This is a genomic window from Prauserella flavalba (genome assembly GCF_003202235.1).
Lineage (GTDB): Bacteria > Actinomycetota > Actinomycetes > Mycobacteriales > Pseudonocardiaceae > Prauserella_A > Prauserella_A flavalba.
Genome location: NZ_MASU01000010.1, coordinates 17,535 through 40,412, shown reverse-complemented (window position 1 = coordinate 40,412; position 22,878 = coordinate 17,535). Strand labels below are relative to the sequence as shown.

Here is a 22,878-nt window from a genome sequence, read left to right as displayed (position 1 = left end):
GCCCCCGGGCGCCCCGTGGTGGAAGATGTTCGCGTGCAGGAGCCGAAGACACCCCGGACCCCGACCGTGCCGAGTCCCGAGCACGTCGACAGCCTCGCGACCGTGCTCGACCTCGTTCGCTCGGGCACGGCGCGCACCCGGCCCGAGATCAGCCGCCACTCCGGGCTCGGCCGCACCGTCGTGACCCAGCGCGTCAACCAGCTCACCGAATGCGGGCTCATGGAAGAGGGCGCGCTCGGCCCGTCGAGCGGCGGGCGCGCTCCCCGCGAGCTGCGGTTCCGGGCCCGCGCGGGCGTGATACTCGCCGCGGAGCTGGGCGCCACCAGCATCGGCGTCGGCGTCACTGACCTCAGCGGCACCGTGCTCGCCGAACGGGAGGAAGCCGCCGACATCGCGCTCGGCCCCGATCCCGTGCTGGACCGCGTCGAGATCCTGTTCGACGAGCTGCTCACCGAGATCCGCGCCGAACACGGCGACGTCGCCGTGTGGGGCATCGGGATCGGCCTCCCCGGTCCGGTCGAGTTCGCGACCGGACGGCCGAGCGCGCCGCCGATCATGCCCGGCTGGGACGGCTACCCGGTGCGCGACCGGCTCACCGCCCGCTTCGGCGCGCCCGTGTGGGTCGACAACGAGGTGAACACGATGGCGCTCGGCGAGCTGCGCGCCGGATCCGCCAAGGGGCAACGCGACATCCTGTACGTCAAGATCGGCACCGGCATCGGCGCCGGGCTCGTGTCCGGCGGGCGGCTGCACCGCGGCAGCCAGGGCTGCGCGGGCGACATCGGCCACGCCGCCGTCAACGACGAGGCGACCGTGGTGTGCCGCTGCGGCAACACCGGCTGCCTCGAGGCGTACGCCGGCGGCGCGGCACTCGCGCGCGACGGGCTCGCCGCGGCACAGGAGGGGCGCAGCGAGTTCCTCGCCGGCGTACTGGAGTCCACGGGCACCGTGACCGCGGCGGACATCTCCCGCGCCGCGCAGAGCGGCGACCGCACCTCCGTGGAGCTGCTCACCCGCGCGGGCAGGCTGATCGGCAGCCTGCTCGCGACGCTCGTCAGCTTCTACAACCCCGCGCTCGTGATCATCGGCGGCGGGGTGGCCGCGGCGGGAGACCTGCTGCTGGCCGCAGTGCGCGAGTCCGTCTACCGGCGCTCCCTGCCCCTCGCGACGCGTGAGCTGCGCATCGCGCGCTCCACGCTGAGCGACCGGGCCGGGCTCGTGGGGGCCGCGTTCATGGTCATCGACGAACTGTTCGCCCCCGAGCGGCTAGCCCATTGGGTGGCGGCGGGAAGTCCGGCCGGAGCACCTGAACTCGTCGACGTCCCATTGCGCGCTCCCCTGCTCTAGCCTGGGAAGATGCCCGATCGCGTCTACGGGGGCCGGACGGCGGCCGATCGCAGAGCAGAGCGCAGGCAGCGCCTGCTGGACGCCGGGCTGGAACTGTTCGGTACCGAGGGCTACCTGGCGACCTCGATCGAGCGCCTGTGCTCGGCGGCCGGAGTGTCCACGCGGAACTTCTACGAGGAGTTCACCGGACGCGAGGCATTGCTGACGGCTTTGCACGACCTGGTGCTGGAACGCGCGATGAGGGCCGTTGCCGACGCGTTCGCCCGCGCGGAGAACGAGCCGCTGGCGCTGCGGATCGAGCTCGCCGTGCGTGCCTACATCACCACCACCGCCGAGGATCGCCGCTGGGCGCGACTGTCCTATGTGGAGATCGTGGGCGTCAGCGAGTCCGTGGAGCGGCACCGGCTCGCGTGGCGCGAGCGGTGGGTGGCGTTCCTCGTCGCCGAGGCGCGCCGCGCCGTCGAGCACGGGGAGGCCATGTCGCGCGACTTCCATCTCAGCGCGGTCGCGCTGATCGGCGCCGTCAACGAACTGGTCTACCACTGGGCGGTCGGCGACCACCGCATCCCGCTGGACGACGTGATCGCCGAGATCGTGCGCATCGCCACGGCGACCCTCACCGGCCCCTAGGCGCAGCGTCTCCGTTTGGGTGGTGGGGGGAGAGGCGTCCTAGGGCAGAGCGGTTTCCTCCAGCCAGGTGGTGAAGAAGGCGTCCAGGGGGCGGGCGGCGTGGCGGGCGGCCAGTGCGGTGAACTGCTCCGTGGTCACCGTCGCGTGCCGGTGGGTGTCCGTCCACGCGCGCAGCAACCCGAAAAAGGTCTCGTCGCCGAGTTCGCCGCGCAGCGCGTGCAGCAGCAGCGCGCCCTTCTTGTACACGCCCTCGTCGAACATCCCGGCCACACCGGGATCGGCGAGCCGCAGCCCCGGCCGCTCCGCGAGCACCCCGCGCCAGTACCGCGCGTGCTCGCCGGCCGGCCGCCCGCCCGACGCCTGCGACCACAGCCATTCCGCGTAGGTCGCGAAGCCCTCGTTCAGCCAGATGTGCCGCCAGCCGGCGACGGTGAGGCTGTTGCCGAACCACTGGTGCGCCAGCTCGTGCACGACAAGCCGCTCGTGGGTGCGCCCGCCGTCGACGTGGTTGGCGCCGAACACGGCCATGCCCTGCGCCTCCACCGGATCGTCGAGGTCGTCGTCGGTGACCACCACGACGTACTCGGCGAACGGGTACGGGCCGAACAGGTCCGCCAGCACCTCCAGCATCCTCGGCTGCCGGGCGAAGTCGGCCTCCGCGCGGGCTTGCAGCCTCGGGGGCACGGCGAGCCGCTGCCCCGGCCCGGGCTCCAGTTCGGTGTAGCGGCCGATCTGCACGCTCATCAGGTACGTGGCGGTCGGCGCGTGCTGCTCGTAGACCCACGTCGTGGTGCTCGCGGACCGCTGCCGCGACACCGGCGTGCCCGTCACGTACACCGAGTACGCCGACGCCGTCGTCAGCGCCACGCGGTAGGTCGCCTTGGCGGACGGGTGGTCGTCGCACGGGAACCACGACGGCGCGCCGATGGGCTGCGCGGCGACGAGCACGCCGTCGCTCAGCTCGTCCCAGCCGATCTCGTCCCAGTACCGCGACGCGAGCGGGCGCGGGTTGCCGGAGTAGCGGACCTCGACGGTGAACTCCTCACCGTCGGCGAGCGACCGGGCGGGCGTGATGGCGAGCTTGTGGCCGCGGTGCGCGTACCGCGCGGGCCTGCCGCCCACCAACACCCTGCCGACCTTCAGGCCCGCGAGGTCGAGGCTGAACCGGGACAGCGCCTGGGTCGCGACGGCGTCGATGCGGGCTCTGCCGGAGAGCCGGTTGGCGCCGATCCGGTAGTCGAGCTCGAGGTCGTAGTGCCGGACGCGGTAGCCGCCGTTGCCGTGCTCGGGCAGGTACGCGTCGCCCGATGTCCTCGCGCCCGCGGCCGGCGCCGACCTCCTCACCACGGCGTCACCGCCAGGCGGCGATGGCGTTGCCCTGCCACCGCGTGCCGGCCGGCACCACGTCGCCCCGCGTCACCAGCGAGCCGGGGCCGATCGTCGTGCGGGCGCCGATGCCGGCGCCGGGCAGCACGATGCCGTGCGGGCCGAGCGTCGCGCCCTCGTCGAGCACCACCGTGTCCATGCTCATGATCCGATCATGGAACAGGTGGGTCTGCACCACACAACCCCGGTTGACGGTCGCGCCGTCGCCGATGCGGACGAGGTCGGACTCGGGCAGCCAGTACGTCTCCACCCACGCCCCGCGCCCGATCCGCGCGCCCATGCTCCGCAGCCACGCCGGCAGCAGCGGGGTACCGCCAAGCGAGCCGACGAGCCACGGCACGGCGAGCACCTCCACGAAGGTGTCGGCCAGCTCCGCGCGCCACACGAACGAGCTCCACAGTGGCCGCTCTGACGCGCGGAACCGGCCCACCAGTACCCATTTCGCGACGGTCGCGGTCGCGGCGGCGAGGACGCCCGCCGCGAGCAGAACGCCGCCGGACAACAGCGCGGCCACGCCGGGCCCCATACTCGCCATCAGCGCGACGAGCGCGCCGACCACGAGCACCGCCAGCGCGACCCCGCACATCACCGGCACCACGCGGCACAGCTCCACGACCGCCCGCGCGACCCGCAGCCTGGCCGGCGGGTCGAACGTGCGGCTGGTGTCGGCGTCCTCCACCGACCGGCGCAGCGGCATCGGCGGCATCCCGAGCCACGACGAGCCCTTCTTCGCCTTCGGCGGTGTGGACGACAGCACCCCGACCAGCCCGCGCTTGGGTACCGACCGCCCGGGCGCGGTCATGCCGGAGTTGCCGAGGAACGCCTGCTTGCCGATGCGCGCGGGGGCCACGTGCAGCCAGCCGTGGCCGAGCTCGTAGGTGGCCACCATCGTGTCGTCGGCGAGGAAGGCCCCGCTGTCGATCTTGGTCATCTTCGGCACCGCGAGCACGGTGGACGCCTCGACGCCGCGGCCGACCCTCGCGCCGAGCAGGCGCAGCCACACGGGGGTGAACAGGCTGGCGTACAAGGGGAACAGTCCCGCCCGCGCGGAGTCCATGAGCCGCTCGGTGGCCCACACCTGCCAGGCGCCGCGGCTGTGCACCGGGTGGTAGCCCTCGCGCAGGCCGATCCCGAGTGCCCGCACGCCGCCGAGCACGAGCAGCGCGTACGCCACGAGGTAGGCGAGGGTCGCGACGGGAACGGCGGCCAGCGCGGCGCCGAGCGCGGGCCCGGGCGCGCGGCCCGCGACCGCGGCGCCGAGCACCGCGAGCGCGGGCACCGCCGCGAGCGCCGGGAGCAGCCCCAGCAGCACCGAGGTGAGGCCGTAGCCGGCGGCCCACCGGCGCGAGCGGGGCGGCGCGCCCGGCGGCCACTGCCTGCTCGCCTTGCCCTCGCGGCGCGCGGGCGAGCCCGCCCAGCGCTGCCCCGCCGGCACGCTGCCCAGGACGGTGGAACCGGCCGCGATCTCGGCGTGCTTGCCGACGCGCGCCCCTGGCAGCAGGGTGCTCCTCGCCCCGACGCGCGCGCCGGCGCCGACGCGGATCTTGCCGATGTGCACGACGTCGCCGTCGACCCAGTAGCCGGAGAGGTCGGTCTCCGGTTCCACGGCCGCTCCCCTGCCCAGCTTCAGCAGCCCGGTCACCGGCGGCGGGGAGTGCAGGTCGACGTCACGGCCGACCTTGGCGCCCAGTGCGCGCGCGTAGTGCGTCATCCACGACGCGCCCGCGAGGGCGTTGGCACCGCTGGCGTCGGCGAGCCGTTCGGCGGCCCACAGCCGCAGGTGCACCCGTCCGCCGCGCGGATGGGTGCCGGGGCGCACACCGCGCAGCAGCAGCCGCGCGCCGCCCGCCGCGAGGGCGATCCGCCCTGCCGGGCTGAACAACACGAGCCACGCCGCGGCGAGCGCCCACCACGGCACCGAGGGCGCCCACGCGAGCCCGGCCCAGCCCGCGAGCACCGTCGACACCGCGGCGGCGATCGTGGTCCAGCGCAGCCCGGTGAGGGTGAACAACGGCAGCAGGAACAGCGTCTGCGCCAGACCCGTGCGGCGCCGGGTCGGCACCACCGCCCGGGTGCTGGTGGTCGCGTCGCCGAGCCCGTCCAGCAGTGCGGCGAGCTCGCCGAGGCGCGGGTGCCGGTACACGTCGGTGACCGACACCGTGGGGTGCCGCGTGCGGATGCGGGAGACGAGCTGCGCCGCGGTGAGGCTGCCCCCGCCGTTGCGGAAGAAGTCGGCGGAGGGATCGGTCACGGCCACACCGAGGATCTCGCCCCACGCCTCGGCGAGCCAGGACTCCGTCGGGGACAACGACCCCGGCGCGTCCACGGTGGACAGTGGCCACGGCAGCGCGGCGCGGTCGACCTTGCCCGAGGTCCGCGTCGGCAGGTCGCCGACCACGGCGAGCAGCGGCACAAGCGCGGCGGGCAGCTGCTCCCGCAGGCGCGACACGGCGCCGTCGTGGTCGAAGCCCTCGCGGGGCACGACGTAGCCGACGAGGATCTGGTTGCCCGCCTTGGTGGTGCGGATCGCGGCCGCTCCGCCCGCGACGCCGGGCAGCGCCTGCAGCGCGGCGTCCACCTCGCCGAGCTCGATCCGGCGGCCACCGAGCTTGATCTGTTCGTCGGCCCTGCCGAGGAACAGCAGGCCCTCCGGCTCCGCGCGCACGAGGTCGCCGCTGCGGTACGCGCGCTGCCAGCCGAGCGCGGGCAGCGGCGCGAACTTCTCGGCGTCCTTGGCCGCGTCAAGGTAGCGCGCGAGGCCCACCCCGCCGATCACCAGCTCGCCGGACTCGCCCATCGCCACCGGCCTGCCCGCGTCGTCGACGACGGCGAGCTGCCAGCCCGCGAGCGGCAAACCGATCCGCACCGGGCCCTCGCCGGTGAGCGGCGCCGCGCACGCCACGACCGTCGCCTCGGTGGGACCGTAGGTGTTCCAGACCTCGCGGCCCTCGACGGCCACGCGCTCGGCCAGCTCCGGCGGGCACGCCTCGCCGCCGAAGATCAGCAGCCGGACGTCCTCGAGGGCGTCGGCTGGCCACAGCGCAGCGAGCGTCGGCACGGTCGACACGACGGTGATCCGCCGCTCCACCAGCCACGGGCCGAGGTCCACACCGGTGCGCACGAGCGCCCTCGGCGCGGGAACCAGGCACGCGCCGTGCCGCCACGCCAGCCACATCTCCTCGCACGAGGCGTCGAACGCCACCGACAGCCCGGCCAGCACCCGGTCGCCGGGCCCGAGCGGCTCGTCGGCGAGGAACAGCCCGGCCTCGGCGTCGACGAACGCGGCCGCGCTCGCGTGGCTCACGGCGACGCCCTTGGGCTTGCCCGTGGACCCGGAGGTGAAGATGATCCAGGCGTCGTCGCCGGGCGCGGGCGCGCCCGTCCCGCCGCGCGGAGTGCCGCGCAGCGTGAGCGCGCCGCCGTCGCCGAGCACGGCACACACCCCGGCCTCCCCGAACACGAGCTCGGCCCGCTCGGCGGGGTCGTCGGCGTCCACCGGCACGTAGGCGGCGCCGAGCGAGAGCACCGCGAGGATCGCGACGTACAGCTCCGCGGTGCCCGACGAGACCCGGACGCCGACGCGGTCACCGCGGCCGATGCCCTGCGCGGCGAGCATGCCGCGCACGGTGTCGATCTCCTCGGCGAGCTGCCGGTACGTCAGCGTCTGCGTGCCGTCGTCGAGGGCGGGCGCGCCGGGATGGCGCGCCGCGGTCTCGGCCAGGATGTCCAGCAGCGTCCGCTCACTCGGGGCGAGACCGGACCAGAACAGCGCCCTGCCCGCGGTGGGGGTGGCGTGGGCCGGGGCGGTGTCGATCGCGAGTGTCACACGGCCTCACAGCGGCTCATCCGGGTCGGCTCCGGATGAGGCGCCCCATTTCCGGCCGACCAGAATACCCGACGGTGAACGGCAGGTTGCCGACCGGTGTCGCGTCGCCTCATGCAGTGAAGGCCACCTTCACTGCGTTCAACGCAGTGAAGGTGGCCTTCACTGAGCCTTTTCCATCTTGATCTTTGTGTGGTTTGGCGTGTTGGTGTGCCGAACGTAGTGAAGCTCCTGGTAGATGGATCGTCGACCAAGATCAACCCAGGACCACCAGGAGCTTCGCGTGTTGTTGTATCCCGGCACGATCGACCTGTCCACCACCCACCTGCGGTATGTCGCCACCGTGGTCCGCGTCCACCGCCGCCGGATCGGCAGCCGCTGGCGTCGGCTCTCGGCCGGCCAGCAGGCCCTGCTGGTGCTGGCCCACCTGCGCAACGGCGACCCCTACGCGCGGCTGGCCGCCGGATTCGGCATCGGGATCGCCACCGTGTACCGCTACATCCGCGAAACGGTCCACCTGCTCGCCGCCCGCGCACCCACCCTCACCGACGCACTCCGGCGCCTGTCCCGCCACGGCGACAACTACGCCATCCTCGACGGCAGCGTCATCCGCACCGACCGGCTCGCCGCCGACCGACCGTTCTACTCCGGCAAACACCGCCACCACGGCATCAACCTGCAAGCACTCACCGACCCGCGCGGCACCCTGCTCTGGGTCTCCGACGGCCTACCCGCAGCGGTCAACGACACCGCCGCAGCCCGCCACCACAACATCCCCGACGCCTGCCGCCAAGCCGGCATCACCGTGCTGGCCGACAGCGGCTACCACCACATCGCCGACGGGGTGATCACCCCCTACAAACGCGTGGGCGGCGGCCACATCACCACCCGGGAACTCAACCCCGGCCAACGCGTAGCCAACACCGCCCTCGCCCGCGTCCGCGCCCCCGGCGAACGCGCCTTCGCCACCCTCAAAGCCTGGCGCATCCTCACCCGCGTCCGCTGCAGCCCCCACCACGTCACCACACTCGCCAAAGCCATCCACACCCTCGAACACCACCCCCACCACCAAGGATGAAAAAGGCTCACTGCAGTCAACGCAGGCATGGTGGCCTTCACTGCACGGGGGCCTAACGCGACTTCTTGGGCTTCTTCTCGCGCACGCGCACGTTGATCCGCACCGGGCTGCCCTGGAAACCGAAGCGTTCCCGGAACTTCCGCTCGATGAAGCGCCGGTAGCCGGCCTCCAGAAAACCGGTGGTGAACAGCACGAGCGTCGGCGGGCGGATCCCCGCCTGCGTCGCGAAGAGCACCTTCGGCTGCTTGCCCCCACGCACCGGCGGCGGGGTGGCCGCCACGAGGTCGGAGAGCCAGCCGTTGAGCTGCCCGGTCGGCACGCGCTGGTCCCACGACGCGAGCGCCGTGCGCAGCGCGGGCGCCAGCTTGCGGACTGCGCGGCCGGTGAGCGCGGAGACGTTGACCCGCTCCGCCCACGGCACGCGCACGAGTCCCCGGTCCAGCTCGCGGTCGAGCTGGTGCCGCCGGTCCTCGTCCACGAGGTCCCACTTGTTGAACGCCAGCACCAGCGCGCGGCCCGCCTCGGCGACCAGCGTCACCACCCGCAGGTCCTGCTCCGACACCGGCTCGCTGGCATCCAGCAGCACGATCACCACCTCGGCGGCGTCGATCGCGGTCCGGGTGCGCAGGGACGCGTAGTACTCCATGCCGCTCGCGGTCTGCACGCGCTTGCGCAGGCCGGCCGTGTCGACGAAGCGCCACAGCTGCCCGTCCAGCTCCACCAGCGAGTCGACCGGGTCGACGGTGGTACCGGCGACGGAGTCCACCACCGCGCGCTCCTCGCCGGTGAGCTTGTTGAGCAGGCTGGACTTGCCGACGTTCGGCTTGCCCACGAGCGCGACGCGACGCGGCCCGCCCGCGGCACGGTCGGCGTCCCTCGGCGCCTCGGGCAGCGCGTTCACGATCGCGTCGAGCAGGTCGCCGGAGCTGCGGCCGTGCAGCGCGCTCACCGCGTGCGGCTCGCCGAGCCCGAGCGACCACAGCGACGCGGCCTCGGCGAGCAGGCGCTCGTCGTCGACCTTGTTGGCCGCGAGCAGCACGGGCCGCTTCGAACGGCGCAGCACCTTCGCGACCGCCTCGTCGGTGGCCGTCGCGCCCACGGTGGCGTCGACGACGAGCAGCACGGCGTCCGACGTGGACATCGCCAGCTCCGCCTGTGCCGCGACCGAGCCCTGCAGGCCGGTGGCGCCGGGCTCCCAGCCGCCGGTGTCGACGACGGTGAACCGGCGCCCGTTCCACAGCGCGTCGTAGGCGACGCGGTCGCGCGTCACCCCGGGCACGTCCTGCACGACGGCCTCACGGCGGCCCAGGATCCGGTTCACCAGGGTGGACTTGCCCACGTTCGGCCTGCCCACCACGGCCAGCACCGGTTGCGCGAGCTCGGCGGCGTCGTCGGGCTCTCCCTCGGCGCCCTCCACGTCGGCGGCGAGGAACTCCGCCTCGTCGGACCAGGTGCCGTCTGCTTCGGTCATTGTCTCTGCTTCTCTTCTCGTTGCCGGTCAAGCTTTTCGACGAGCGCGGCGAGCGTCCCCCTGATGCGCTCGGTGCCCTCGGCCAGCGCGGTGCGTCCCCTGCCGACGTCCACAGTGAACGGTTCGCCGACGAGCACGTCGACCGAGGGCCGGAACCGCCGCCGGTTCCCCGGGTTCAGCGTTCCGCGCACCGCCACCGGCACCACGACCGCACCCGACATCCGCACCAGCCATGCGGCGCCCTGCTGGGCCTGTGCCACGTCGCCCGCGCCCCGCGTGCCCTCGGGGAACACCCCGATGAGCCCGCCGTCGCGCAGCACCTCGGTCGCCGTGCGCAGCGCCTCCCGGTCCGGCACGCCGCGTTTCACGGGAACCTGCCCGATGCGGCGCAGACCCCAGCCCGCCGGGCCCGAGAACATCTCCTCCTTGACGAGGAACACCGAGCGCCTCGGCAGCATTCCGAAGATGAGCTGCGGCTCGATCATCGAGCTGTGGTTGGCGACCAGCACGACGGGACCCGTGCGCGGCACCCGGGCGGCGCCGTGCACGCGGATGCGGTAGGCGGGCCGGTAGAGGTACCGGGCGATCACCCTGCCCACGTCGTGCAACCAGGGCGTGGCGCCCTGGGGGAGTCCGGTCACCGGCGGGCCTCCGCGAACTCGCCGCCGAGCAGGCCCCGCCTGCTGGCCAGCTCGCTCAGCGCCGTGATCACCTGCTCGATCGACAGCTCGGACGTGTCGAACACCACCGCGTCCTCGGCCGCGCGCATGGGCGAGACGGCCCGCGTGGAGTCGAGCTGGTCGCGGCGCTCCACCGACGCGCGCGCGTGCTCCGGGGTCGAGTCCCTGCCCGCGGCGGAGTCCTGCGCGCTGCGCCGCGCGGCCCGCACCTCGGCCGACGCGGTGAGGAAGACCTTGAGCGGCGCGCCGGGCGCCACGACCGTGCCGATGTCGCGGCCGTCGACCACGATGCCGCCCACGGAGCCCAGCACGGACTCGATGATCTCCCGCTGCCCCGCGACGAGCACCCGCCGCACCTCGGGCACGGCCGAGACGGGCGACACGGCCACGTTGACCCGCTCGGTGCGGATCTCCTCGCCGACGTCCTCGCCGTTCAGCTGCGCGCGCGGGTGCTCGGGATCGGTGCCGACGCCCACGCGCACGTCCCCGGCCAGCGCGGCGACCGCAGCGGAGTCGGTGGGGTCGATACCCGCGCGCAGCACCGCGAGGGTGACGACGCGGTACATCGCGCCCGTGTCGAGGTAGCCGGCGCCCAGCTTGGCGGCCAGCTTGCGCGCGACCGTGGTCTTGCCGGTTCCCGATGGGCCGTCCAGAGCGACCACGCCGCGTAGGGCTCCCGCCACCGACTGTTCTCCCTCGCTTCTCGCCGTCCCTTGCGAGGGTCCATTCTGCCTTCCGGTCAGCCGCGCTCCGCACGCAGGCGCTCGTCCAGCTCGTCGGTGACCAGCGTGGACTTCTCGATGGCTCCGGTGTGGTAGGCGGTACGGCCGAAGAGCTGCGACAGCACGGGCGCGGTGATCACCTGGAACAGGCCCGCGAGCACGAGGCCCACCGCGTACTGCGGCTCCAGCCGCACGGCGGTGCCCGCGAGGATCAGCAGCAGGCCCAGCGTCTGCGGCTTGGTGGCCGCCTGCAGCCTGCTGGGCACGTCGGGCAGCCGCAGCACGCCGTAGGCCCCGATCACGCAGAACAGCGCCCCGGAGAGCAGGAGCACCGCACAGATCCAGTCGCGCACGGTCACCGGTACTCCTCCCTCCGCTCGACGAGCCGCACGACCGAGATCGAGCCGACGAACCCGAGCAGGGCCACGGCCACGAGCAGCGCGATGTAGATGCCGCGCAGCGACATCGCCATGCCCACCGAGGTCCCGGCCACGATGAGCACCACGAGCACGTCGACCGCGAGGATCCGGTCGAGCGTCCGCGGGCCGCGGACGAGCCGCAGCAGGATCATCAGCCCGGCGAGGCCGAGCAGGGCGAAGGTGATGGCGAAGACGACGGTCATCGGGACTCCATCCGGGTTCGGGCGCGGCGCCGCTGCTTGGCCTCCTCCGCGCGGGACCGCGCCGTGCGGGCCTCCTCGGCGGAGCCGTACGCGTGCATGACCTTCACCTGCAGGTCGAGCGCGTCGTCGTGGATCTTGTCGCAGGACACGCGCGAGTGGACGCCGAGCGCGTAGACGTACCAGATGCGGTTGGTCCGGTCGATCTGCAGCACGAACCGGCCGGGGCCCAGCGAGAGCACGTTGGCCGCGGAGGCGATCACGTGGTCCACATCGGACAGCACGGGCACCGCGACGATCGCGGCCTTGACCTTGGAGCCGTGGCGGAACTCGTCGAACGCGAGCCGCACCGCCGACAGCACCAGGTCCCACACGACGTACAGGGCGAGGCTCAGCAGGCGCAGCGGGTGGCCGAAGATGTTCCACCGGTGCACCGGCAGCGGGAAGAACAGCAGCACCGCGAACGCGAGCAGCACCCCGAAGATCGCGGTGCTGAGATCCAGCGTGCCCCACAGCATCAGCCACACCAGCACGAGCCAGACCAGCAGCGAGGGCGAGATCCTGCGCATCACTCACCACCCGCCTCGCCGAGCACGGCGGTCCGGTAGGCACCGCCGTCGAGCAGGTCCGCGGCCGCGCGCTCGCTCATGTCCGCCAGCGGGCCCGCGAACACGGCGATCAGCACGCTCACCGCCACGAGCCCGCCGGTGGACACGAGCATGCCCTTCGACGTCGAGCCGGTGCCCACCGTCACCTCGTCGGTCGGGTCCGGGTCGGGATGCGGCTCGGCGACCTTGCCCCAGAACGCGCCCACCCAGATCTTGGTCACGGCGAACAGCGTCAGCAGGCTCGTCAGCACGGCCGCCGCGGTGACGGCGTAGGCCGCGGGCGTTCCCACGGCCGCACCCGCCTGCAGCAGCGCGATCTTGGCGACGAACCCCGAGAACGGCGGGATACCGGCGAGGCTCAGCGCCGGCAGCGCGAACAGCACCGCGATCAGCGGGTATGCCTTGGCCACACCGGACATCGCCTGCAGCGACACCGTTCCCGTGTGCCGGGTGATCAGACCGCTGGTGAGGAACAGCGCCGCCTGCACCGTGATGTGGTGCACGACGTAGAGGATCACGCCCGCCAGGCCGATCACCGTGAACAGCGCCAGGCCGAAGAGCATGTAGCCGATGTGGCTGACGAGCAGGAATGACAGCATCCGGTTGAGGTCGTTCTGCGCGATCGCGCCGAGCACGCCGATGATCATCGTGAGCATCGCCACCACGAGCAGCACGGTCCAGCTCTCGTCGTGGATGAACACCAGCGTCTGGGTGCGGATCAGCGCGTAGACGCCCACCTTGGTGAGCAGTCCCGCGAACACCGCGGTGATCGGCGCCGGGGCGGTCGGATAGCTGTCCGGCAGCCAGAAGTGCAGCGGCACCAGCGCGGCCTTGATCCCGAACACCACGACCATGAACAGCCCGAGGCTCGTCTGCACGCCGGGGTCGAGCTCGCCGATCTTCTCCGGCAGCGCCGCGAGGTTCACGGTGCCCGTCGCCGCGTACACCAGCGCGATCATGGTGATGAACAGCAGCGACGACGTGAGGCTCACGATCACGTACGTCATGCTCGCCCGCACGCGCTCGGCCGTGGTGCGCCGCGTGATCAGCACGTACGACGAGGCCAGCATGATCTCGAAGGCGACGAACAGGTTGAACAGGTCGCCCGTGAGGTAGGCCAGCGAGACGCCGGCGCACAGCATCAGGTACATCGGGTGGAACGCCGTGGACGCGGTCTGCCTGCCGTAGTCGGTGATGCGCTGGCCGATCGAGAAGACCAGCACGGCGAGCGTCACCAGCGCCGAGGTCAGCAGCAGCAGCGCGGCGAGCCGGTCGGCGATCAGCGTGATCCCGAACGGCGCCGCGTACCCGCCGAGCTGCAGCACCACCGGGCCGTGCTTGTCGGACTCGGCGAGCAGCACGCCCGCGATCACCGCGATCGCGGTGAGCACGGTGACGCCGATCAGCCGCTGCATGCGCGGCGAGCGCATCACGATCAGCGACAGCGCGGCGGCGAGCAGGGGAAGCAGCACCGGCAACGCGACGAGGACGGTCACCTCGGCACCTCCTCACTCGCCTCGGGGGCCTCGAACCCGGCGACCGCCTCCGCGGCCTCGGCGTCGGGTTCGTCGGACTCGTCCATGCCCTCGCGCCGCCGCTCCGCCTCGCGGATCCGCCGGTCCTCCACGTCGTCCTGCACCTCGTCGTGGCCGAGCAGCGCCCACGAGCGGTATGCCAGCGCCAGCAGGAACGTGGTGAGCGCGAAGGTGATGACGATGGCGGTGAGCGCGAGCGCCTGCGGCAGCGGATCCACCATCGCCTCGATCAGCGCGGTGCCCGCGAACACCGGCTCCCCCGGCGGTCCGCCCGCGACCTGGAGGAACAGGTTCGCGCCGTGGCCGAGGATCACGATGCCGAGGATCACGCGCATCAGCGAACGCTGCATCAGGAGATAGAAGCCGACCGCGTAGAGCCCGGCGAGCACCACGGCCATCGTGAGGTTGACGGTCACGTGCGCTCCACCTCCTCGCGCTCGAGCGTCTCGTCGTCGAGCCCCGGCCCGCCGAGCTCCGTGCCCGCGCCGACCGTGCGGAGCAGGTCGATGACGACGCCGACGATCAGCAGGTACACCCCGATGTCGAGGAACAGGTTGGTGGTGATCTTCAGCTCGCCGAGCACCGGCAGGGTGAGCTTCCAGATCGCCGAGGACAGCACCGGCTGGCCGGACAGCGCGGGCACGAGCGCGGTGATCACCGCGATGCTGAGCCCGCTGCCGATCACCACCGGCGGCCGGATGCGCACGGTCGCGGCGAGCTCGGCGCTGCCGCCGGCCACGTACCGCAACACGAACGCCAGCCCGGCGACGAGCCCGCCGCTGAAGCCGCCGCCCGCGTCGTGGTGCCCGGCCAAGAGCAGGTACACCGACACCATCAGCACGGTCGGGAAGACGATGCGGGCGCACACCTCGAGCAGCAGCGAGCGCGGCCAGGTGTTGCAGTTGTGCTCGGCCATCAGCCACTGGTCGCGGGGTCGGTCCCACTCCTCCCACGGCACCGGCTCGATCCGCTGCTCCGGTTCGGCGGTCACTGCTTCACCTCCGCTCGCTCGGCCACGGCTTCCTCGCTCGCGTAGCCCCCGGGCGGCCTCCGCCGCGCGCGGGCGAGGATCAGGCTCGCCGCGCCCGTCGCCGCGACGGCGAGCACCGCGATCTCGCCGATCGTGTCGAACGCGCGGAAGTCGACGATGATCGCGTTGACGACGTTGGTGGCTCCTGTCGCGTCCTCGGCGTTCTCGATGTAGAACCGGCTCGCCTCCGGCATGCCCTCGCGGCTGCCGGAGAAGAGCACCGCGAGCACGGCGACGAACGTGCCCGCCACGGCCGCGAGGGTGGCCTTGACCCAGCGGGCCCTGCGGAAGTACGGCCGGTCGTCGACGAACCGCGGCGGGAAGCGGCGGATCACGAAGACGAACACCACGAGCGTGAGCGACTCCACCAGGAACTGGGCCAGCGCGAGGTCGGCGCCACCGTCCACGATGAACAGAGCGCCGATGCCGTAGCCGACCACGCCGGTGAGGAGCACGGCGGTGAGCCGCCGCCGCGCGAGCACCACCGTGCCCGCCGCCACGAGCACGAGTGCGGCGAGCGGCACCTGCAGCAGCGAGTCCCACGCGCGCAGGTCCACGGGCGTCTCGATGCCGGACAGCAGTCCGGCCCCTGGCACGGCGACCATCGTCACGAGGATCACGCCGAGGTAGATGGGCAGCGAACCGGCCTGCAGGCGCCCGGTCACGGACTGGGCGAGCGCGACGAGACCGTCCACGCCGGCCTGGTAGCCGCGCTGGGCGTGCAGCGGCCCCGGCACCCAGCCCGCGAGCCTCGGCGCGAGCGCCGTGCGGTGCAGCAGGTACCCGGCGACGATGATCGCGATGCTCAGCAGCAGCGGCATCGTGAAGCCGTGCCACAGCCCCAGGTGGTAGTCGGGCGGATTCGCCGAGTAGGCGTCGGCGTACCCGGCGAGCAGCGGCTCCACGAGCCCGGGCACGAACGCGAGCACGAGGCCGGTGACCGCCGGGATGCCGACGATCGTGGTCATCACGGTGCCCGACGGCGGGGCCTCGGTGGGCGCGACCGTCGGCCGGGTACCGAACGCGCCCACGAGGAACCGCAGGCTGTAGGCCACGGTGAACACCGAGCCGAGCACCACGCCCGCGAGCAGCAGCAGGTCCTTCGGCTGGCCGTGGAGCAGGCCCTCGATGGCCGCCTCCTTGCCGACGAAGCCGAGCAGCGGCGGGAACCCGGCCATCGACAGCACGGCGAGCGTCGCGAACACCGTCAGCGGGGGCCAGCGCGCCCCGAGCCCGGACAGCTCGCGGATGTCGCGCGTGCCGGTGCGCTTGTCGATGATGCCGACGGTGAGGAACAGCGCGGACTTGAACAGGCCGTGGGCGAGCACCAGGGTCACGTCCGCGAGCGCCGCGATCCACGTGCCCGCGCCGACGAGGACCATCAGGAAGCCGAGCTGGCTGATGGTGCCGTACGCCAGCAACGTCTTGAGGTCGTGCTGCCGCAGCGCGCGGAACCCGCCCAGCACCATCGTCCACAGCCCGAGCACCACGATCGGCACCCACCAGGCCGGCAGGTCCGAGAAGCCGGGGGCGAACCGCGCGACGAGGTAGACACCGGCCTTCACCATCGCCGCCGCGTGCAGGTACGCGCTCACCGGCGTCGGCGCCACCATCGCGCCGGGCAGCCACGGGTGGAAGGGCACCTGCGCGGACTTGGTGAACGCGCCGAGCAGGATCAGCAGCACCGCCGCCGTCACCACACCACCGCCGGGCGGGTTCGCGAGGATCTCCGAGATGCGGGTGGTGCCGGCCGCCGTGGCGAGCAGGATCAGCCCCAGCAGCATCGCCAGGCCGCCGAGGCTCGTCACGAGCAGCGCCTGTGTCGCCGACTTCCGCAGCTTCTTGGTGAGGCCGTCCCCGCCGACCAGCAGGAAGGAACACACCGTGGTGAGCTCCCAGAAGATGTACAGCGAGATGACGTCGTCGGCGAGGACGAGGCCGAGCATCGAGCCCGCGAACAGCACCAGCAGCGACGAGTCGCGGCCGACGGCGCGGTCGCCGGGCTTGGCGTAGCAGGCGTAGTAACACAGCACCAGCGCCCCGATACCCGACACGAGCACGATCATCAGCAGCGCGAGCTCGTCGAAGCGCGTGGTGAACTCCAGGCCGATGGCAGGCGCCCACGCGAACGACTCCGCCGGGTGGCGCTCCGCGAGCGCGCTGCCCGCGTGGCTCAGCGCGAACACGAGCGTCGCCGCGGGCACGAGCGCGCCGACGACGAACGCGGCCCTCCCCCACCGGCGCGCGATCAACGGCAGGAACGCCGCGAGCACGAAATGGGCCGCTATGGCCGTCAGCACTCGGTCTCACCCCTCCCCGCTAGCCACCCGACAGGTCCTGATCGTACGGACCTGCCCGAACGGCCCGCGCGTTGACCGAAATGGACAGTCCGGCCAAACCGGTCGGGGAGCGGTTCCGGGTGCCGAATGGGTTACCGTGGGATACGTGAACGTCGAAGTAACTCCCCTGCCGGGAATCGGCGTCCGTAAGGACTTCGCCATCGGCAACGGCCGCAGGGTCGGCGTGGTCACCCAGCGGGACGGCAAGATCGAACTGATCGTGTCGAAGTCCGACGATCCCGACGCGTGCCTGGCCTCGCTGCCGCTCACCGCCGAGGAGGCGGGCGCGCTGGCGAACCTGCTCGGGGCCCCTCAGCTCGTGGCGCAGCTCACGGAGGAACACCGGGAGCTGCCGGGCATCAACACCAAGCAGCTGCCGATCAAGACCGGCTCGCCGTTCGACGGCCGCACACTCGGTGACACCGCGATCCGCACCCGCACCGGCGTGTCGGTGGTGGCCGTGATGCGCGCCGGACAGATTCACCCGTCACCGACCCCGGACTTCACCTTCACCGCGGGCGACCTGCTCGTGGCGGTCGGCACGGCGGAGGGCCTCGAGGCGGCCTTCAAGATCCTCAAGCACGGCTGAGTACGTGGATCACACAGCACTCGAACTGATCGAACTGGGCGCGGTCTTCTTCGCGCTGGGCGCACTCGGCAGGCTCGCGGGACGCATCGGCCTCTCACCGATCCCGCTGTACCTCGTCGGTGGCCTGTTCTTCGGCCAGGGCGGGGTGATCCCGCTCGGCGACATCGGCGAGTTCACCCAGCTCGCCGGCGAGATCGGCGTCGTCCTGCTGCTGTTGCTGCTGGGCCTGGAGTACTCCGCGGCCGAGCTGTTCACCGGACTGAAACGGTCGTGGATGGCCGGCGTGCTCGACATCGTCCTCAACGCCGCGCCGGGTGCCGCGGTCGCGCTGCTGCTCGGCTGGGGTCCGGTCGGCGCGCTGGTGATGGCGGGCGTCACCTACATCTCCTCCTCGGGCATCATCGCGAAGGTCCTCGGCGACCTCGGGCGGCTCGGTAACCGCGAGACGCCGGTGGTGCTGTCGGTGCTCGTGTTCGAGGACCTCGCGATGGCCCTGTACCTGCCGATCCTCACGGCCGTGCTGGGCGGCATCAGCTTCTTCGGCGGCCTGCAGGCGGTCGGCATCTCGCTCGCCGTGATCACCGTCGTGCTCGTGGTGGCCCTGCGCTACGGCCGGTACGTCTCCGCGATCGTCGACAGCGACGACCGCGAGGTGTTCCTGCTCAAGGTGCTCGGCGCGGCGCTGCTGGTCGCCGGGTTCGCCTCGGCGCTGCAGGTGTCGGCCGCGGTGGGCGCGTTCCTGCTGGGCATCGCGATCTCCGGGTCGACCGCCGAGAACGCCACGCGACTGCTGGAGCCGCTGCGCGACGTGTTCGCCGCCGTGTTCTTCGTGGTGTTCGGACTCAACACCAACCCGGCCTCGATCCCGCCGGTGCTGGCCTGGGCCGTCGTGCTCGCCGTCGTGACCACGCTGACGAAGGTCGGCACCGGCTGGTGGGCGGCGCGGCGCGCCGGCATCGGCAGGCTCGGCCGGGCGCGTGCGGGTGCCGCGCTGGTCGCCAGGGGTGAGTTCTCGATCGTCATCGCCGGTCTCGCGGTGAGCGCGGGCGCCGTGGAGGGCGAGCTCGCCGCGCTGGCGACGGCCTACGTGCTGCTGATGGCCGTGCTGGGCCCGATCGCGGCGCGCGTGGTGGAGCCGGTGGCGCGTGCGCTGCAGCGCAAAACCGCCGGCGTCACGCGCACGGCCACCGACACCCCGTAGCTACCTCACCCCGGCCTTGGCTCTAGAGGTCCACCATGCGGTAGAGGCCGCCGATCTCGGCGCGGTTCAGCGGCCGCAGCGCGCCCTGCTTCACGTTGCCGAGCTGCACGTCGCCCACGGCCGTGCGCACGAGCTTGCGCACCGGGTGGCCGACCTCGGCGAGCAGGCGGCGCACGATGTGCTTGCGGCCCTCGTGCAGCACGATCTCGACGAGCGTGCGGCCGGGCCGGACGTCCTTCACGCGGAACTCGTCGGCCTTCGCGGGCCCGTCGTCGAGCTCGACACCGGCGCGCAACCGCTTGCCGAGCCCGCGCGGGACGGTGCCGTCGACCTCGGCGAGGTAGGTCTTGGGGACGTGGAACGACGGGTGCATGAGCCGGTGCGCGAGGTCGCCGTCGTTGGTCAGCAGGAGCAGGCCCTCGGTCTCGGCGTCGAGCCTGCCGACGTGGAAGAGCCGCTCGCGCCGTTCGCGCACGTAGTCCCCGACGCAGGGCCTGCCCTGGTCGTCGGTCATGGTGCTGTGCACGCCCTTGGGCTTGTTGAACGCGAAGTACACGAGGTCGTCGCGCAGGATCACGCGCAGGCCGTCGACGTGGATCACGGCGGTGTCCGGGTCGACGCGGCGGCCCTGCTCGCGCACGACCTCGCCGTTGACGCTCACCCGGCCGCGCGCGATCAGGTCCTCGGACGCGCGCCGCGACGCGACGCCCGCCTGCGCGAGCACCTTCTGCAGGCGCACGCCTTCGGGCTGGTCAGATTTCATCGATGGAGTCCACCTCGGGGAGCAGGGGGGCGATCGGCGGCAGGTCGTTCAGCGACGACAGCCCCAACCGCTCCAGGAACAGTTCGGTCGTCACGTACAGCGTGCCACCGGTCTCGGGGTCGGCGCCGGACTCCTCGATGAGCCCGCGCGCGACGAGCGTGCGGATCACGCCGTCGACGTTCACGCCGCGCACGGCCGCGACGCGCGAGCGCGTGACCGGCTGCCGGTAGGCGATCACGGCCAGCGTCTCCAGCGCCGCCCTCGTCAGCTTCGAGCGCTGCCCGTCGAGCAGCATCTTCTCCACGAACGGCGCGTAGGTGTCGCGCGTGTAGAACCGCCAGCCCTCGCCGACGCGGCGCAGGTCGATGCCGCTGGCCCGGTCGGTGTAGTCGCCCGCCATCGACCGCAGCGTCTCGGTGACGCGCTCGACGGGCTGGTCCACGGCTCCCGCGAGCACCTCCTCGTCCACGGGCGTGTCTACCACGAGCAGCAGCGCCTCGAGCGCGGAGACCAGCGCGTCGTACGAGGTCAGGTCGGGCAGGCTCCGGTCGGCGGCGACGGCCACGAGGCTCGTGTCGCCGGGGTCGCCCCCGTCCTCGCCTTCGCTGTCGTCCTCGGCGTCCAAGGGCACCGCCTCCGGCTCGGGCGCCGGGTCCGGGCGCGGCTCCGGCTCCGGCCGCGGTTGCGCCTCGGTCGTCACCTGCTCGGCGTCTGGCTCACTCACCCGTACTCCTCGTCGTCGGCGGCGGCGGCGCGATCGCGTTCCGCCTCGGCGGCGGCCTCCTCGACGTCCCCGCCGGTCCAGCGCACGTGCAGCTCCGCGAGCGCCTCGGCCTGCTCGAACTGCACCGACGACTCGCGGTACAGCTCCAGCAGCGCCAGGAAGCGGGCCACCACCTCGATCGTGTGCTCACAGTCGGAGACCAGCTCGCCGAACGTCGCGCGGCCCGTCTCGGCCAGCCGCATCCGCAGCACGGCCGCGTGCTCCCGCACCGACACCTTGCCCGCGTGGATGTGGTCCAGCGACACGGTGGGCGGCGGCTTGGGCTTGAACACCGTGAGCGCGAGGTCGGCGAATCGCTCCGGCGTGACGCCGAGCATCACCTCGGGCAGCAGCCCGAGGTAGCGCTCCTCCAGCGCCACCGACCGAGGGTAACGCCGCAGGGCACCGGCCTCCAGCTCGGCGAACAGCGCCGCCACCTGCTTGTACGCGCGGTACTGCAGCACGCGCGCGAACAGCAGGTCCCTGGCCTCCAGCAGCGCCAGGTCGTCCTCGTCCTCGACGTCGCCCGCGGGCAGCAGCCTGGCCGCTTTGAGGTCGAGCAGCGTCGCCGCGATCACGAGGAACTCGGTGACCTCGTCGAGGTCCCACTCGGCGCCCAGCGCGCGCGTGTAGGCGATGAAGTCGTCCGTGACCTGGTGCAGCGCCACCTCGGTGACGTCGAGCTGGTGCTGCGAGATCAGCTGCAGCAGCAGGTCGAACGGCCCCTCGAAGTTGGCGAGGCGCACCTTGAACCGGGACGCCGAGCCGCCCTCCTCGGGTGTCTCCGGAACGGGCACCTCGGGGGCCGGCTGGGGCGGGGCCCCCTCGTCCATCAGTTCGCGGCTTCCTCGGCGGTGAGCTGGCCGTCGCGCAACCGTCGCACCAGCACCGAGTCCTCGCCGTGCTGGTCGAAGTCGGCGAGCAGCACCGCCACCGCCTCGCGGACGATCCGGCCCCGGTCCACCGCGAGGTCGTGCGAGCCGCGCAGCGTCAGCCGGGCGTGCTCCATCGCGAGCAGCTCCTCGCCGGAGACGTACACCGTGATCTTGGCGTCGTGTTTCTGCCTGCCGGAGCCGCGCCGGGCCGTGGCCGACCGGGCGAGCTGCCGCTCGCCACGCCCCGACCCGGTGCCCTCGGCGCCGCCGTTGCCGTTGCCGGTGGAGTGGGAGCCGGCGTGCCCGTTGCCCGCCGGCGCGGGGTCGGCCACCACGGGGGTGTCCGCGAACACGGGGCTGCTGGTCCTGCGGAAGAGCTCTGACGCGCCGGGCAGGGAAGCTCGCCTGCTCACCGAGCGATCACCTCGCGCGCCAGCGCGCGGTACGCCGTCGCGCCGGCCGACCGGGGAGCCCAGCGAGTGATCGGCTCGCCGGCCACAGTGGTCTCTGGGAATCGCACGGTGCGGTTGATCACCGTGTCGAACACGGTGTCCCCGAATGCCTCCACCACGCGCGCCATGACCTCCTTCGAATGCAGGGTTCTCGGATCGAACATGGTGGCGAGAATCCCGGTGATGTCCAGTTTGGGGTTGAGCCGCTCGCGCACCTTCTCGATGGTGTCGATGAGCAACGCCACACCGCGCAAACTGAAGAACTCGCACTCCAGCGGGATGATCACGCCGTCGGCCGCGGTGAGCGCGTTGACGGTGAGCAGCCCGAGCGACGGCTGACAGTCGACTAGAACATAGTCGTACTGGTCCATCACCGGTCTCAGCACCCTCAGCAACGTGTGCTCACGGCCCACCTCGGCGACGAGCTGCACCTCGGCCGCCGAGAGGTCGATGTTGCTCGGCAGCAGGTCCACGTTCTCGACCCGGGTCTTGCGGACGACGCCCTCGATGTCCACCGAGCGTTCCATGATCACGTTGTAGACGGTCTGGTCCAGCTCGTGCGGCTGGATGCCGAGGCCGACCGAGAGGGCACCCTGCGGGTCGAAGTCCACGAGCAGCACGCGCCTGCCGTACTCGGCCAGCGCGGCGCCGAGGTTGATGGTGGAGGTGGTCTTGCCGACGCCGCCCTTCTGGTTGCACATCGCAACGACCCTGGCGGGCCCGTGCCTCTCCAGCAGCGGCGGCTCGGGGATCTCCCGGCGCGGACGGCCGGTCGGACCGAGCTTGTTCTTGGCGTCCTTGCCGTTCGGCTCCTCCGCCGCGGTCACGTCGTACTCCCCACTATCGCCGCCGGTCTCGGTCGCGATGCTCACCCGGCTGAGATCGTCCGGAACGCGCCTTGTCGGTTGCTGGGATGTCGACATATGGCGAAAGCTCCTCGTTCGGCCATGGACGGCGCCAGCCTATT

Annotated in this window: 22 protein-coding genes; 5 read left to right on the top strand and 17 right to left on the bottom strand. The window is 72.4% G+C overall.

The annotated features are described in order from the left end of the window. Positions 1–33: 33 nt before the first annotated feature. Both BA062_RS24305 and BA062_RS24300 read left to right on the top strand, forming a co-directional pair. Positions 34–1,347: an ROK family protein gene (locus tag BA062_RS24305; protein WP_245959981.1), complete on the top strand. Its 1,314-nt coding sequence runs from the start codon at positions 34–36 to the stop codon at positions 1,345–1,347. 9 nt (positions 1,348–1,356) lie between these two features. Continuing rightward, a complete protein-coding gene (locus BA062_RS24300; protein ID WP_110340580.1) occupies positions 1,357–1,977 on the top strand; it encodes a TetR/AcrR family transcriptional regulator in 621 nt (206 codons plus the stop codon). Between the two features lie 39 nt (positions 1,978–2,016). Here BA062_RS24300 and BA062_RS24295 read toward each other — a convergent pair whose 3' ends face one another. Both BA062_RS24295 and BA062_RS24290 read right to left on the bottom strand, forming a co-directional pair. After that, a complete protein-coding gene (locus BA062_RS24295; protein ID WP_391362513.1) occupies positions 2,017–3,324 on the bottom strand; it encodes a M1 family metallopeptidase in 1,308 nt (435 codons plus the stop codon). A 4-nt stretch (positions 3,325–3,328) separates the two neighbouring features. Then, the gene (locus BA062_RS24290) at positions 3,329–7,189 is read right to left on the bottom strand and encodes a Pls/PosA family non-ribosomal peptide synthetase (protein ID WP_110340578.1); all 3,861 of its coding nucleotides are present in this window, start codon (positions 7,187–7,189) and stop codon (positions 3,329–3,331) included. Positions 7,190–7,469: 280 nt separating this feature from the next. Here BA062_RS24290 and BA062_RS24285 point away from each other — a divergent pair, with 280 nt between their 5' ends. Further along, positions 7,470–8,264, top strand: coding sequence for a transposase family protein (locus BA062_RS24285; protein WP_110340576.1), 795 nt, complete (start codon positions 7,470–7,472; stop codon positions 8,262–8,264). Positions 8,265–8,316: 52 nt separating this feature from the next. Here BA062_RS24285 and der read toward each other — a convergent pair whose 3' ends face one another. The 10 genes from der to mbhE are packed head-to-tail and all read right to left on the bottom strand — an operon-like array spanning position 8,317 to position 17,229. Beyond that, positions 8,317–9,735, bottom strand: coding sequence for a ribosome biogenesis GTPase Der (der, locus tag BA062_RS24280; RefSeq protein ID WP_110340574.1), 1,419 nt, complete (start codon positions 9,733–9,735; stop codon positions 8,317–8,319). Next, positions 9,732–10,376: a lysophospholipid acyltransferase family protein gene (locus BA062_RS24275; protein WP_110340572.1), complete on the bottom strand. Its 645-nt coding sequence runs from the start codon at positions 10,374–10,376 to the stop codon at positions 9,732–9,734. The genes der and BA062_RS24275 overlap by 4 nt, the downstream gene beginning before the upstream one ends. Further along, positions 10,373–11,098 (bottom strand): (d)CMP kinase, encoded by a 726-nt coding sequence (gene cmk, locus BA062_RS24270; protein ID WP_110340570.1) that lies wholly within the window; start codon positions 11,096–11,098, stop codon positions 10,373–10,375. The genes BA062_RS24275 and cmk overlap by 4 nt, the downstream gene beginning before the upstream one ends. A 56-nt stretch (positions 11,099–11,154) precedes the next feature. Further along, on the bottom strand, positions 11,155–11,496 hold the full coding sequence (mnhG, locus tag BA062_RS24265) for a monovalent cation/H(+) antiporter subunit G (RefSeq protein ID WP_110340568.1): 342 nt from the start codon (positions 11,494–11,496) through the stop codon (positions 11,155–11,157). Next, positions 11,493–11,759 carry an MrpF/PhaF family protein gene (locus BA062_RS24260; protein ID WP_110340566.1) on the bottom strand — a complete coding sequence of 89 codons (267 nt, stop codon included), beginning with the start codon at positions 11,757–11,759 and terminating at the stop codon, positions 11,493–11,495. The genes mnhG and BA062_RS24260 overlap by 4 nt, the downstream gene beginning before the upstream one ends. After that, positions 11,756–12,325: a Na+/H+ antiporter subunit E gene (locus BA062_RS24255; protein ID WP_245959980.1), complete on the bottom strand. Its 570-nt coding sequence runs from the start codon at positions 12,323–12,325 to the stop codon at positions 11,756–11,758. Before BA062_RS24255 ends, BA062_RS24260 begins: the two co-directional genes overlap by 4 nt. Continuing rightward, positions 12,325–13,860 (bottom strand): Na+/H+ antiporter subunit D, encoded by a 1,536-nt coding sequence (locus tag BA062_RS24250; protein WP_110340562.1) that lies wholly within the window; start codon positions 13,858–13,860, stop codon positions 12,325–12,327. The genes BA062_RS24255 and BA062_RS24250 overlap by 1 nt, the downstream gene beginning before the upstream one ends. Further along, positions 13,857–14,315, bottom strand: coding sequence for a Na(+)/H(+) antiporter subunit C (locus BA062_RS24245; protein WP_110340560.1), 459 nt, complete (start codon positions 14,313–14,315; stop codon positions 13,857–13,859). Before BA062_RS24245 ends, BA062_RS24250 begins: the two co-directional genes overlap by 4 nt. Next, on the bottom strand, positions 14,312–14,890 hold the full coding sequence (locus BA062_RS24240) for an MnhB domain-containing protein (RefSeq protein ID WP_425452946.1): 579 nt from the start codon (positions 14,888–14,890) through the stop codon (positions 14,312–14,314). Before BA062_RS24240 ends, BA062_RS24245 begins: the two co-directional genes overlap by 4 nt. Beyond that, a complete protein-coding gene (gene mbhE / locus BA062_RS24235) occupies positions 14,887–17,229 on the bottom strand; it encodes a hydrogen gas-evolving membrane-bound hydrogenase subunit E (protein ID WP_110340558.1) in 2,343 nt (780 codons plus the stop codon). The genes BA062_RS24240 and mbhE overlap by 4 nt, the downstream gene beginning before the upstream one ends. Before the next feature lie 145 nt (positions 17,230–17,374). Between mbhE and BA062_RS24230 the strand changes: the two genes are divergently transcribed. Continuing rightward, entirely contained in the window at positions 17,375–17,857 is a 483-nt protein-coding gene (locus tag BA062_RS24230) for a cation:proton antiporter regulatory subunit (RefSeq protein WP_168214083.1), read from the top strand. A 4-nt stretch (positions 17,858–17,861) separates the two neighbouring features. After that, complete coding sequence (locus BA062_RS24225; RefSeq protein WP_110340554.1) at positions 17,862–19,058, top strand: cation:proton antiporter; 1,197 nt, start codon at positions 17,862–17,864, stop codon at positions 19,056–19,058. Positions 19,059–19,080: 22 nt separating this feature from the next. Here BA062_RS24225 and BA062_RS24220 read toward each other — a convergent pair whose 3' ends face one another. Genes BA062_RS24220 through BA062_RS24200 form a run of 5 tightly spaced genes read right to left on the bottom strand, consistent with a single transcriptional unit; the run spans position 19,081 to position 22,834 of the window. Continuing rightward, positions 19,081–19,821 carry a pseudouridine synthase gene (locus BA062_RS24220; RefSeq protein WP_110340552.1) on the bottom strand — a complete coding sequence of 247 codons (741 nt, stop codon included), beginning with the start codon at positions 19,819–19,821 and terminating at the stop codon, positions 19,081–19,083. Beyond that, positions 19,811–20,545: an SMC-Scp complex subunit ScpB gene (scpB, locus tag BA062_RS24215; protein WP_342768950.1), complete on the bottom strand. Its 735-nt coding sequence runs from the start codon at positions 20,543–20,545 to the stop codon at positions 19,811–19,813. Before scpB ends, BA062_RS24220 begins: the two co-directional genes overlap by 11 nt. Continuing rightward, complete coding sequence (locus BA062_RS24210; RefSeq protein ID WP_110340550.1) at positions 20,542–21,417, bottom strand: segregation and condensation protein A; 876 nt, start codon at positions 21,415–21,417, stop codon at positions 20,542–20,544. The genes scpB and BA062_RS24210 overlap by 4 nt, the downstream gene beginning before the upstream one ends. Beyond that, positions 21,417–21,872 carry a cobyrinic acid ac-diamide synthase gene (locus tag BA062_RS24205; protein WP_110340548.1) on the bottom strand — a complete coding sequence of 152 codons (456 nt, stop codon included), beginning with the start codon at positions 21,870–21,872 and terminating at the stop codon, positions 21,417–21,419. The genes BA062_RS24210 and BA062_RS24205 overlap by 1 nt, the downstream gene beginning before the upstream one ends. Next, entirely contained in the window at positions 21,869–22,834 is a 966-nt protein-coding gene (locus BA062_RS24200; RefSeq protein ID WP_110340546.1) for a ParA family protein, read from the bottom strand. Before BA062_RS24200 ends, BA062_RS24205 begins: the two co-directional genes overlap by 4 nt. Positions 22,835–22,878 lie beyond the last annotated feature (44 nt).